Raw genomic sequence first — 12,833 nt, forward strand, 5'->3', positions numbered from 1 at the left:
CTTGCCCTCTCAATACAACGATTAGTTACTGCCTAAACCCTCACCCTTTAAATAGGGCGTGCACATTGTTTTGTTTGTAATTTAATACAGGGTCTAGCTCTTCCATGGTGAAAGATAGTGCTAAGTAGCGTTTTGCCATTAAATCAGCAAAATGGTTTTTGATGAGGTCGAAAATCATTTCCCCTGTTTTTTGCTTATCTTCAAGGGAACGACCAGCACCAATTTTTAACGTCATATGGACAAACGCATAGTCGTGCTTACCATCGGCCATCTGCCAAGTATCTAGCCAAATAGCGCGACTACGAATTCCAGCTAGTGGGAAAATCCCCGTCTCAGCAAGGGCATCATTCACTTTAGCGAATAACGCTAGGAGCTCGGCTTCATCACGAATGTTTTCTGTGCATTCTGCATAAAAATGAGGCATAACAATTCCTTATACAGTAGCGGTTTGTTTTTCAGTAATATAACTTGGAAGAGGGAATACGGCGTTAATTTGCCCTGTCCCCGAGCTGGCGAATAAATCCGTTAACACTTCCACTTTTTCCGCGTATTTATCCCAACCCAGCATGCCTAATAGCATTACCGTATCGTGCATATGCCCTTCACCATAGCAATAATCAGCATATTCAGGCAGCATTTTGCAAAACTCTTGGAAACGACCTTCACGCCATAGTTTCACAACACGTTTGTCCATTTGCTCATCAAATTCGCGGGTGTAACTATTCATACCATCTTCGGCTTTTCGGTCATCAATAAAACGGTGTGATAAAGAACCACTAGCCAATACAGCCACGGTGCCATCGTATTTTTCGATCGCGGTCAGTACGGCTTCGCCTAATTTCCGGCTGTCTTCAAAGCTGTGAGAAGTACAGAATGCGGAGATAGAAATCACTTTAAAGTGGCGGTCGCTATTCATATAGCGCATAGGAACTAAAGTCGCATATTCGAGAGTTAAGCTTGGAATTTCATGAGCTTGAGCTCGAACACCTAATTTGCGCGCTTCTTCGCCGATCATTTGGCCTAGGACTGAGTTTCCATCATATTCATATTCCATATCACGAATAAAATGAGGGAGTTCATTACTGGTATATATACCTTTAAAATGATCGGCGCAGTTGATGTGGTAAGCACTATTGACCAGCCAGTGCGTGTCAAAAACAATGATGGTATCAACGCCTAATTCGCGACAACGACGGCTAATTTCTTTATGACCATCGATAGCGGCTTGGCGGCATCCATGATTTTTACCCGGTAGTTCTGATAGGTACATGGATGGGACGTGTGTTATTTTTGCGGCGAGTGCCAACTTACCCATTTCCTTCCTCCTTCGCTTATCCGTCATACTTCGCGCCGTAGCGTTGTTGGCTTCATAAAGTTACCCTAGTCACATACTTCAGTATGCTCCTAGGGATAACTTCACTTGCCGCCTAGCTACAATACGAATTATTTAGGATAAGTAGCCAAATTAATTATCATTGATTCAAAATTACTTAGAATAAAGAATGGTGTAGCTTGCTACTGAATAATTTTGCTTTTTATTACACACCCCAGCGAGGGATGTTATGGTCTCCGTAGGAGATACAGACGTTCTTCATTTCCGCGAAGACTTCGAAGCTATACTCGCCACCTTCACGGCCAACACCGGATGCTTTAACACCACCAAATGGCTGACGTAGGTCACGTACGTTTTGGGTATTAACAAACACCATACCGGCTTCGATATTACGAGATAAACGTAAGATTTTGCTCACATCTTGTGTCCAAATATAGGAAGCTAAACCGTATTCGATATCATTTGCCATGCGTAAACCGTCTTCTTCTGACTTAAACGGAATTAAGCAAGCAACTGGACCAAAAATTTCTTCCTGTGCGACACGCATGCTGTTATCAACATCGGCCAGAACAGTTGGGCGTAAGAAGTTACCGTTTCTTAGGTGTGCAGGTAAGTCAGTTGGTTTATCTGGGCCACCAGCTAATAGGGTTGCACCTTCTTCCATACCTAAGCGAATGTAACCAGATACTTTGTTCCAATGTTGTTCGCTGATTAATGCACCGACTTGTGTTTTTGGATCGTTCGGGTCGCCGACGATGAGGCGGTTTGCACGTTCAGCAAAGCGTTTTACAAACTCAGGGTAAATGCTTTCTTGAATGAAGATCCGAGAACCTGCGGTACAACGTTCGCCATTTATTGAGAAAATAGTGAACAGTGCGGCATCTAATGCGCGTTCAATGTCTGCATCTTCAAAAATCAGAACCGGGGATTTTCCGCCTAATTCCATTGAGTATTTTTTCAAGCCTGCATTTTGCATGATGGTGCGGCCAGTGGCGGTACCCCCTGTGAAGGAAACCGCGCGTACATCATGGTGTTTAACTAACGCGTCACCGGCAGTACTACCGTAACCTTGAACCACGTTAAGAACACCCGCAGGGATACCTGCTTCAAGTGCCAGTTCCCCAAGGCGGTTAGCGGACAATGGTGATAATTCAGACATTTTCAACACAGCGGTATTACCCAGCGCTAAACAAGGGGCTGTTTTCCATGTTGCCGTCATAAATGGGACGTTCCATGGGGAAATCAGTGCGCAAACACCAACAGGTTGAACTAAGGTATAGTTCATCATTTTGTCGTCAACTGGGTAGGTACGACCATTCATTTGCTGGCAAATTTCGGCAAAGAATTCAAAGTTATGTGAGGCACGAGGGATCAACACATTTTTAGTTTGATGAATAGGTAAACCAGTATCTTGGGTTTCCATTTCCGCTATTTGAGGGACGTTTTCATCAATGAGTTCACCAAGGCGACGCATTAAGCGAGCGCGCTCTTTCATCGGGGTATTGGCCCATTTAGGAAAGGCATCTTTTGCAGCAGCAACGGCTTGGTTGATTTCATCTTGCCCACCAGCCGCGACTTCAGCCAATACTTCGCCAGTTGCTGGGTTGGTGGTTTGAAAATAGTCTTTGCTAGCAACGTTTTTTCCGTTGATCCAATGGTTAATCTTAGTCATTACACTCGTTCCTCATATTCTTTTTCGCTGATAATGGTATTGACTAGTCTGCCAACACCTTCAACTTCAACAATGACTTCGTCGCCCGGTACCACATCAGACAGCCCTTTTGGTGTCCCTGTGGCAATCATGTCCCCCGGTTGCAGTGTCATAAAGTCACTGAGGTAAGCAATTAAAAATGGAATATCGAAAATTAGGTCAGCAGTTGTCCCTTTTTGGCGAAGTTCACCATTAACATAGGTATATAAAGCTAGGTTGTGAGGGTCTTTAACTGCGCTTTTATCGACAATCCAAGGACCAATTGGTGTTAAGGTATCGCGGCTTTTAACACGTAAATTTGGGCGATAATAGTTTTCAAGATAGTCGCGGATCGCATAGTCATTACACACGGTGTAACCTGCGACATAATCCATCGCGTCTTCTTTCGATACTTTATGGGCAGCTTTACCAATTACGACCACTAATTCAGACTCATAATGCATATATTCAACATTATCTGGACGGACTGAGACTTGGCGGTGGCCCGTTAAGCTATTTTCAGCTTTAATAAAAATTAGCGGCTCTTCAGGTGGCTTAAACTCTAATTCTGTTGCGTGATCCGCATAATTCAAGCCTAGGGCAAATAAAGTCCCTTGTGCAGGAGGTAACCACACGATATCGGAAGAATCACCAGCAATAACATCCCCGTTTGGTAAGGTTATTTCTTCGTTGTCGCCAACAGTGACGGAATATTCAGTGCCTTTAAACAGAACTTTTGCGCGTTTAGTGATAGTAGACATTATTTTCCTCCTGCTGCCACAACGGTGTTTTTCAGGCTAGGGAAGCCTTCTGCTAGGATGACCACTTCGTCACCCGGTTTGATAGTGACACGTTGTTGTGGCGTGCCTATTAGGATCACGTCCCCTTGTTTTAGGGTGGCAAAGTCGCTTAGTGCTGCCACTAACTCGCTAGCATCGCGGATCAGATCTTTTGTTGACCAACGATCCACTTCCTTACCATTTACTTGAGTGATGATATCGACAGGAGCATTTAGCGAAGTTGTCGCCATTTCACCTATTGGGCAAAAGGTGTCGCGACACTTAGCTTTAATGGCAGGACGATAGAAGGTGTCTTCTGGCAAGCTCACTTCGTTTGCTAGTGCAAACCCTGCAATAAACTGATGTGCATCGGTTTTACTCACTTTACGTGCTTCTTTACCAATGACTAGCGCTAGCGTTGCACCACTTTGAACTTCTTCTCCAATAGGATGGATGATTGGCTCACCTGAGTTAATACGCGTATTACGCGGCTTAATAAACCACACTGGTGTTTTAGGTGGGGTTTTATAAGGGGCTTGCTGGAATGCCTCTAGCCAGTGATTAAGCTGGCTTTGGTGGTTGAGGGCAACGGCAAAAACAGTGCCTTTCATTGACAACTCCTTATGAAAAGAATTTAACTTTCGAGTAATTATTAATATATTAATAAAGTATAATTTTGAAATTAGCAATAGGTTTATGGAAATGTTAATTTTAATTGTGATCGTATTAACATAATCAGATGGCAATGATGCAACCCATTGTTATTGTATGGTTTATTATTTTTGCTATTTTTTATGGTTTACAAATATTTAACTTGTATGTTGTTTTTTAAATTATTTACTCATTAATATTTTAGGGTTTTTCTTTGAGATTGTTATTTGACCGTGCTACTCTTGGTAATAAGTAAATTGGTCGTGTAAAAGTCAGTATAGACAGTGTGCGATTGAACAAAATAACGTCCAATACAGCAAAATGGTAGTCACCGTGAAGCACCTAAATTGGATTAAATAACTTTAATTGAGTGGTGAGTTTTAAGCTTATGCATGAATCATTGACAATTGCATTGTTGCAGGCAAGGGAAACCGCAATGGGGTTCTTTCGGCCAATATTGAAGTCGTATAATTTGACTGAACAGCAATGGCGTATCATTCGGGTTTTAGCTGATAAACGTTCAATTGATTTTCATGAATTATCAGTCCAAACCTGTATTCTTCGTCCAAGTTTAACGGGGATCTTAACCCGTATGGAGCGTGAGGGCTTAATTTTCCGCTTAAAACCGTTGAATGACCAACGTAAATTGTATGTCTCTTTGACGCCCGCAGGGCAAGAGTTATATGACAAAGCGCGTCAAGAAGTGGAAGAGGGTTATCAAAAAATAGAGCAGGCCTTTTCTCAGGAAAAAATGCAACGTTTAACCGAGCTATTAGATGAGCTAATTGCATTAGAGAGCCCAGATTATAGTAATATTTCTGCTGATAAGAGAAAGAGCGCCTAAATTTTCGTCATATTTCGAGCTCTAGCTGTGTTGGCTTCTTTCGGCTATTTGGGTCACATACTAATGTATGCTCCCCAAACTATCCTCAATTGCCGCCTTGCTAGAGTTCGAACTAGTTAGAAAATTAATTTGTATTCGTTATATTTCGAGCTCTAGCTGTGTTGGCTTCTTTCGGCTATTTGGGTCACATACTGATATATTCTCCCCAAACTATCCTCAATTGCCGCCTTGCTAGAGTTCGAACTATTTAGAAAATTAACTTGTATTCGTTATATTTCGAGCTTTAGCTGTGTTGGCTTCTTTCGGCTATTTGGGTCACATACTAATGTATGCTCCCCAAACTATCCTCAATTGCCGCCTTGCTAGAGTTCGAACTAGTTAGAAAATTAATTTGTACTCGTTATATTTTGAGCTCTAGCTGTGTTGGCTTCTTTCGGCTATTTGGGTCACATACTAATGTATGCTCCCCAAACTATCCTCAATTGCCGCCTTGCTAGAGTTCGAACTAGTTAGAAAATTAATTTGTATTCGTTATATTTCGAGCTCTAGCTGTGTTGGCTTCTTTCGGCTATTTGGGTCACATACTGATATATTCTCCCTAAACTATTCTCAATTGCCACCTTGCTAGAGTTCGAACTATTTAGAAAATTAATTTGTACTCGTTATATTTCGAGCTCTAGCTGTGTTGGCTTCTTTCGGCTATTTGGGTCACATACTGATATATTCTCCCTAAACTATTCTCAATTGCCACCTTGCTAGAGTTCGAACTATTTAGAAAATTAACTTGTATTCGTTATATTTCGAGCTCTAGCTGTGTTGGCTTCTTTCGGCTATTTGGGTCACATACTAATGTATGCTCCCCAAACTATCCTCAATCGCCGCCTTGCTAGAGTTCGAACTAGTTAGAAAATTAATTTGTATTCGTTATATTTCGAGCTCTAGCTGTGTTGGCTTCTTTCGGCTATTTGGGTCACATACTGATATATTCTCCCCAAACTATCCTCAATTGTCCCCTTCCTGCAATTTGAATTATTTAGATACTTAAATGATTCACTTTCCCTGTAGATTCACTGAAGTCGAACTTCACTGATACTTATTAGATAGGTAGTCAATTCCTCACTGTCATGTTCTTTTTTGCAATTGTGAAATTACCTCGATGGCTCTACTTACTAGTGCCAAACTCACCAATAAAATCAATCGATTGATTGTCAGCATATAACAATAATTTTTACCGTTAATGAAGAATTAATCGAAGCAATAAAATAAAAAAATACAAAAAAACGCATTAAAAATAAAAATATTAAATTTTATTCATGGTGGATATTTTTTATCTAAAAACAGTTAATGAGAATGAGAATGAGTTACATTACGATCACTTTACTATTCATAACGAAAATTTAGATAACATGACAAATCATCAAATTATGCGGCGTTTATTATACTTATCGTTATTCATCATTTCGCCTTATGGCTACACAGAAAATCAATTGCTATCCTCTGCACAGGAAAGCATTCAATTTGAACAGAAACAACGATTGGAATCGGAGTTAACCCAACGTAGTCTATTAGAAAAACAAAGTACAATCCCCATTGAGGATGCATCGCTTCCCCCTTATAAAAATAAAATATGTTTCCCTATCAATGAGATCCAATTTGTCGGCTCAACACGCCTTAGCAGCACAATACAAACCCAATTAACCTCACCTTACTTAAAACGTTGCCTCACGCTAGGTGAAATATATAAGCTTGCCAATCATGTGACTAATTACTATATAGAACAGGGTTTTATTACTTCTCAAGCCATCATTCCAGAGCAAGATTTATCCTCACATCAATTGCTATTACAAGTTATTGAAGGGCATATTGAAACTATTGAGATTGAAAATTCCCCTGAGCGCTTAGTTCAGCAAATATTTCCTCATCAACAAGGCAAAATATTAAATCTACGGGATATTGAACAGGGACTGGAGCAACTCAACCGATTACCATCTATCAAATACACCATCGATATTCAGCCAGGAACCCAAAATGGCTACTCTCGGATTATTATTCATCAGCAAGGGAATAAATGGCCTATCACTAGCCAACTGAGCCTCGATAACTCAGGAATGAAGGCAACGGGAAAACAGTTGATTACGGGGAGTTTAACGGTAGATTCCCCTCTAGGGTTTGGTGAACAGTGGTCAGCCTCGGCCAATACAGATCTGGATGGAAGTGCATTCCACTATAATCGTTATATCGTTGCTAATCTGAATGTTCCTTATGGCTACTGGTCTTATCGTTATCAATTTTATCGTAATAATACGTTACAGCCATTTTATACATCGGGTCAGCAATACCGTTATGAAGGAAAAAATACTAATCAACAATTTGATATAAACCGCTTAGTTTATCGCGATGGCAAACAGCGCCTAACCCTGCAAGGCAGTTTAAAACATAAAAACGCCAATACTCAGTTAGCTTCCCAAACCCTGAGTATCAGTAGCCCAACCTTAACCTCACTCTCATTTACTCCGCAGTACAGCACCATGCTCGGGCAAGGTTATTTCACGTTTAACCCTGTCGCTGAATGGGGGGTATCCGCCTTTGGTGCCTCACCTGATACTCTCGCGAAAGACTCGCCGCGCAGTCATTACCGAAAATTCACTCTAAGCAGCAGCTACCAGTATTATTTTTCCAATGGTATGACTTATTTAACCTCATTTTACGGTCAATATTCACCTGATAACTTATACGGCATTGAACGCATAAGTATTGGGGGTCAGTACTCTGTTCGTGGCTACCATGAGCAGTCTTTAAGTGGTAACCGAGGCGGGTATTGGCGCAATGAAATTCATAAAGATATCTCGACGACTAGCATTGGGCAGTTTCGTGTAATCAGCGCCTTAGATTATGGTTTTATCGCCTCAGATAAATACCACGTTGAACATAACACCTTAGCGGGGGGAGCCGTTGGCCTCTCTTTTACCGGTAATAGCCTGTTTTATTCTCAGTTTCTACTTAGTAAACCTTTGCATTATCCCTCACAACTTAAACCAGACCATTGGTCGACCTACTGGTCGGTTTCATTCTCTCTGTAGCTTTACGTTTTTAAAGGATTATTTATGCTAAATGAACAACTGCCTTCACGGCCTAAGCGGTTATTAAGTTACACCATTATTTTCTTAACCGCTGTCTACCCTTTGCATCCCGCTTGGGGAGCCGCTATGACTGCGGCAGATAAAAACACCCAAGTCACTCAACAAAAGAACGTCCCGATTATTAATATTGCTACGCCGAATGGGGCGGGGGTATCGCATAATAAATTCCAACAATTTAGTGTCGATAAACAAGGCGCGGTACTCAATAACGCCACCACTAATGTGAATTCCCAAATCGCAGGGCAGGTTAAAGCCAATGCGAATTTAAAGGGAAACGCCGCCAATCTGATTATCAACGAAGTCACTGGCAGTAGCCGCTCTGAATTACAAGGTAAGTTGGAAGTGGCTGGTAAAGGGGCGAATGTCGTCATTGCCAACCCGAATGGGATTACCTGTAATGGTTGTAGTTTTGTGAATACCCCTGCGATCACTTTGACCACGGGGAAACCCATTCTGGATAACAAGGGCGCATTGTCTGCGGTTGAGGTGAAAAAAGGTAGTGTGGTTATCGGGGCAAATGGCATGAATGCGCAAGCGCAAACCTATGCCGATATTATTAGCCGTGCCACAGAACTGAATGGGCAAATTAAAGCCAAAAACCTGACCTTGATGCAAGGTGCTAACCGTATTGATTTTCAAAAAGGTACCGTGACACCGATTGCCGGTGAAGGGGCAAAACCGAGTGTCTCAATCGATACTAAGGCGCTAGGGGGGATGTATGCTAACCAAGTTAAATTGGTCAGCACGGAGGCAGGGGTGGGGGTTAACCTCAGCAATGTGCAAACTAATCAAAATGACCTAACGTTAACTGTCGATGGCAAAATTACCCTTGCAGGCAATATCCAAGGTAAAAAAGACATTAATGTCAGCACCAAAAATCTGCAAATTAACACCAATGCTAAAGTGAATGCCATCAAGGACATCACATTAGCCACCAACACCCTCACCAATAATGGGAAAGTTATCGCCGGTAAGGATATACGTGTCTTTGCTGACAAAGTCAGTAATACGGGTAATAACGCACTGATTCAGGCACAAGATAATCTGTGGATGCAAAAAAATGCCAAAGGGGATTTGAGTACCCTGATTGAGAATAAGTCAGGGACAATAAAGACCAATGCGGGGGATTTGGTTGTTAGAACTAAGAAACTAACGAATACAGCAATGGCATCCCCCATAAAAATTTCCAATATCGATGCAACTACCAGTGATAGAAATGGCACTTATGTATCTTCTTTTTTTGGTACTAGGCAGGGAGTTGTATCAATTATTTCACTCTATCCTCGATTAGAAAGTTTTCCCTATAAAAAATGGTTTGGGGAAATGGATTTTATCAACAGTGACAGCATTAATGTTGAGCGAAAACAGTATTTGGGTCTAGGAAACATTGGGACTATAACATCAGGAAAGAATACCTATATTAACGCAAATAATTTAGTTAGTGACTTTGGAAAAATTGCTGCAAAAAACAATGTGATATTGACTGGGCAAAATGCATCAATATCCTCTTTTGATTCAGGGAAATTAGATCTTTGGTATAAATACGATACATCTAATGCAGATTTAGGAAAATTTGCAGATGAAAGTGAGGATAATGGAACTTATGATATTTTTTATGTTAGTGAGCCAGTAGATTTTAAATTAATCGATAAATTTTATTCTTGGGCGCCTGAAACTTTAAACTATAAAACGATATCAGCTGGAAATAATGTTGTCCTTGATTTTAAAAATACTATTAATCTTGAAAGTAAACTTCCTAATACTGATAAGCCCGTTGCAAAAATAGTACAAATAGGGAATCCTTCTTTTGCTATTACTGCCAAAAATATTATCTTAAATTCTAATAATATAAATATTTCCTCTAACTTACAGTCTGAAAATGATCTGTCTATTATCGCAGGTCAAAACATCAATATTCATAATGCACAGCTCGCTGCAAAACAATCACAAAGCCTAATTGCGAATAATGACCTTAATCTTAAACAAGTCAACTTAACCGCTAAAGACGGTACCTTAATTGCGAGAAATGGCAGTATTCAGTATAACTTGAATCCTATCTCTGCTTTTAAGGGGAATGTGTTATCGCCCCCGGTCCTTAACGCATCGAACTCATTAAATATACAAGCCGGTAAAAACGTTACATTTGATAATGTGCAGTTAGCCAAAACGAATAAACTCTCTATCAGTGCCAATGACAATATTATTATTCGTCGCGATGAATCCAATTTAATGAAACTCGCAGCTTCAGAGCCTGCTGCCAATATCAATGCGTTACTCACAAAAATAGGAAACTGGGCTAGTTCGGGGGAAATAAACCTCACCGCAGGTAAAAATATTGAAGCGCGTGGCATTGCCTTCAACAGTGGAAAATCACTGTCATTCAATGCAGGACAAGATATTTTATTAGGCTCAAAATCTATTAAAGATGTTGATAATATATTTAAAACCAATCGCTACCCAGAGCTGCGCTCTCAACTTATTGCGAATGGTAATATTAAGTTAAATGCGGCACGTGATATTGACTTGCAATCCGCCAATCTCCAATCAAAAGATAAAATTACTGCAATTTCAGGCCGTGATATTAAATTAACGGCTACCGCTTATTCCGCCATTCCCAACCCCAACGAAGACAATCAAGATGTACGTTATGTGACCTCGACACTCTCCGGTGATAAAGGTGTCACACTGGCCTCCAATGGTGCATTGACCGCACAAGGTAGCACAATTAAATCCCTAGGTGACATCACACTCTCAAGTGGGGGAAATATACGCTTAGAGTCTGTCAAAACGAATTATCGAAAACAATCAGGTAAACGATTTGAAGAGTTATATCGCCAGATAGGCACTGAAATTAACAGCGGTAAAACCCTGACCATTTTGTCTGAGGGGAGCATTCTTTTCCAAGCGTCTCGCCTCGTCGCCAAAGGGGCAATGGATATTGCAGCAAAAGGCGGATATCTCTATGCGCAAGCGATGGAGGAAACTAGTTACTTCGAAGAGTATAAAAAGAAATGCAATCGATGGACGCTTTGTATTACTAAAAAGGAAGTTAGAAAAACACGTAGTGATAAAACCAATAAAGTCACTGAATTTACCGCAGGCGGCGATATTAATTTGTACGCCAAAGATGATGTGACGTTAGAAGCCACTAAAATTAATGCGGGCAAGAATGCCAAAATCACCAGCCAAACAGGCAAGGTCAATTTTAAAGCTGTCAAAAATTCGCAATTTGAACAGGTAATTACAAATTCTAAAGGGTTTTATATCACTCAACGCAACAAAGGGTATACCTCAGATAAATGGGTTTTACCTGCATTGCATATTGGTGGAAAACTGACTGTTGATGCGAATAAAGGGATTACTGCGGATGTTAAAACCAAAAATAATCAAAGCTTACAAAATGCCCTGAATGCTCTAGGTCAAACAGAAGGCACCAAATGGTTAGCGGGTCTAAAAGACCGTAAGGATGTGCAATGGGGATTGGTTCAAGATGCGTATGACAGTTGGGATTATAAAAGCCAAAGCTTAAATCCAGTGGCGTCAGCGTTAATCATGATAACCGTTGCGGCGATGACGTCAGGTACGGCATCACAGTTTGCAGCTTGGGCAGCGTCTGGATCTAGCGGAACTACTGCAACAGTCATTTCCGGCGCAGCCTATTCAGGCATGACAGCACTTTCCACACAAGCCGCAGTCGCATTGGCTGAAAACCAAGGGAATCTATCCAAAACTCTGAATTCATTGGGCAAAAGCGATGTCGTCAAATCAATCATCACCCAGATGGTGATTTCAGGAGCGCTCAATGGCCTAGATATAAAAATGGGGTGGACTAAAGGTAATCCAGCAGATGCTAAATTACCGCTATTAAGCAATGGAGATTGGGGTAAAGTTGCCCAGCGTGTTGCAGCTCAATCGGTAATTAGCTCAACAGTGAATACCACAATACAAGGTGGCAGTTTTACTGATAACTTTAAGACTGCCTTACTCAGTAATATTGGAAATCAGATTAATGCTGAGGGTGCTCGACTTATTGGCGACAATGGGGAGATTCTAGGCCATACAGGAAAACTATTAAGTCACTCTGTTGTTTCGGGTGTAAGTGCTGAAATTGCTGGTGGAGATGCGAAAGGTGCAGTTGTTGGTGCACTAGCAGCAGAGTTGGCTGCAATAACATTAAACAGTAAATTGTTTGAGCCAAAATATATCAATGAGCAAGAAAGACAAATCGCATTACTACAAGATGCTATTAAGGGGAATGATGCCAAAACTCAATTCACTAAAGTATTAGGTGGATTTGCAGGGGCATTAATTACCCATAAGCCAGAAGGGGCTTTTTCTGCCGCTAATTCTGCTGAGCTGGTTTATACGTACAATTATACAGAGCATCAACTATAGC

General features: G+C 41.0%; 8 protein-coding genes. 3 read left to right on the plus strand and 5 right to left on the minus strand.

Features of this window, described 5'->3' with window-relative positions; all coding sequences use genetic code 11:
* Window positions 1-40: 40 nt before the first annotated feature.
* The 5 genes from P3L56_RS04470 to P3L56_RS04490 all read right to left on the minus strand — a co-directional run bounded on the left by P3L56_RS04470 (window position 41) and on the right by P3L56_RS04490 (window position 4,413).
* On the minus strand, window positions 41-424 hold the full coding sequence (locus P3L56_RS04470) for a 5-carboxymethyl-2-hydroxymuconate Delta-isomerase (protein ID WP_129466845.1): 384 nt from the start codon (window positions 422-424) through the stop codon (window positions 41-43).
* Between the two features lie 9 nt (window positions 425-433).
* On the minus strand, window positions 434-1,315 hold the full coding sequence (hpaD, locus tag P3L56_RS04475) for a 3,4-dihydroxyphenylacetate 2,3-dioxygenase (RefSeq protein ID WP_272686249.1): 882 nt from the start codon (window positions 1,313-1,315) through the stop codon (window positions 434-436).
* Between the two features lie 223 nt (window positions 1,316-1,538).
* Window positions 1,539-3,005, minus strand: a complete 1,467-nt coding sequence (hpaE, locus tag P3L56_RS04480; RefSeq protein ID WP_042846849.1) for a 5-carboxymethyl-2-hydroxymuconate semialdehyde dehydrogenase — start codon at window positions 3,003-3,005, stop codon at window positions 1,539-1,541.
* Window positions 3,005-3,784, minus strand: coding sequence for a fumarylacetoacetate hydrolase family protein (locus tag P3L56_RS04485; RefSeq protein WP_042846848.1), 780 nt, complete (start codon window positions 3,782-3,784; stop codon window positions 3,005-3,007). Before P3L56_RS04485 ends, hpaE begins: the two co-directional genes overlap by 1 nt.
* Window positions 3,784-4,413, minus strand: coding sequence for a fumarylacetoacetate hydrolase family protein (locus P3L56_RS04490; RefSeq protein ID WP_042846847.1), 630 nt, complete (start codon window positions 4,411-4,413; stop codon window positions 3,784-3,786). Before P3L56_RS04490 ends, P3L56_RS04485 begins: the two co-directional genes overlap by 1 nt.
* 428 nt (window positions 4,414-4,841) lie before the next feature.
* On the opposite strand from P3L56_RS04490, the gene hpaR reads away from it, so the two are divergent.
* The 3 genes from hpaR to P3L56_RS04505 all read left to right on the plus strand — a co-directional run bounded on the left by hpaR (window position 4,842) and on the right by P3L56_RS04505 (window position 12,832).
* The gene (hpaR, locus tag P3L56_RS04495; protein ID WP_042846846.1) at window positions 4,842-5,297 is read left to right on the plus strand and encodes a homoprotocatechuate degradation operon regulator HpaR; all 456 of its coding nucleotides are present in this window, start codon (window positions 4,842-4,844) and stop codon (window positions 5,295-5,297) included.
* Window positions 5,298-6,703: 1,406 nt separating this feature from the next.
* Window positions 6,704-8,377 (plus strand): ShlB/FhaC/HecB family hemolysin secretion/activation protein, encoded by a 1,674-nt coding sequence (locus P3L56_RS04500; RefSeq protein WP_198861153.1) that lies wholly within the window; start codon window positions 6,704-6,706, stop codon window positions 8,375-8,377.
* Between the two features lie 24 nt (window positions 8,378-8,401).
* Entirely contained in the window at window positions 8,402-12,832 is a 4,431-nt protein-coding gene (locus P3L56_RS04505; RefSeq protein ID WP_233102487.1) for a DUF637 domain-containing protein, read from the plus strand.
* Window position 12,833 lies beyond the last annotated feature (1 nt).

Source organism: Providencia sp. PROV024, assembly GCF_032709665.1.
GTDB classification, from domain to species: Bacteria; Pseudomonadota; Gammaproteobacteria; order Enterobacterales; family Enterobacteriaceae; genus Providencia; species Providencia huashanensis.

Coding starts and splice junctions, on each gene's coding strand:
- P3L56_RS04505 (WP_233102487.1), top strand. CDS start 8,402: ATGCTAAATGAACAACTGCCTTCACGGCCTAAGCGGTTATTAAGTTAC.
- P3L56_RS04490 (WP_042846847.1), bottom strand. CDS start 4,413: ATGAAAGGCACTGTTTTTGCCGTTGCCCTCAACCACCAAAGCCAGCTT.
- hpaD (WP_272686249.1), bottom strand. CDS start 1,315: ATGGGTAAGTTGGCACTCGCCGCAAAAATAACACACGTCCCATCCATG.
- P3L56_RS04500 (WP_198861153.1), top strand. CDS start 6,704: ATGACAAATCATCAAATTATGCGGCGTTTATTATACTTATCGTTATTC.
- P3L56_RS04485 (WP_042846848.1), bottom strand. CDS start 3,784: ATGTCTACTATCACTAAACGCGCAAAAGTTCTGTTTAAAGGCACTGAA.
- P3L56_RS04470 (WP_129466845.1), bottom strand. CDS start 424: ATGCCTCATTTTTATGCAGAATGCACAGAAAACATTCGTGATGAAGCC.
- hpaE (WP_042846849.1), bottom strand. CDS start 3,005: ATGACTAAGATTAACCATTGGATCAACGGAAAAAACGTTGCTAGCAAA.
- hpaR (WP_042846846.1), top strand. CDS start 4,842: ATGCATGAATCATTGACAATTGCATTGTTGCAGGCAAGGGAAACCGCA.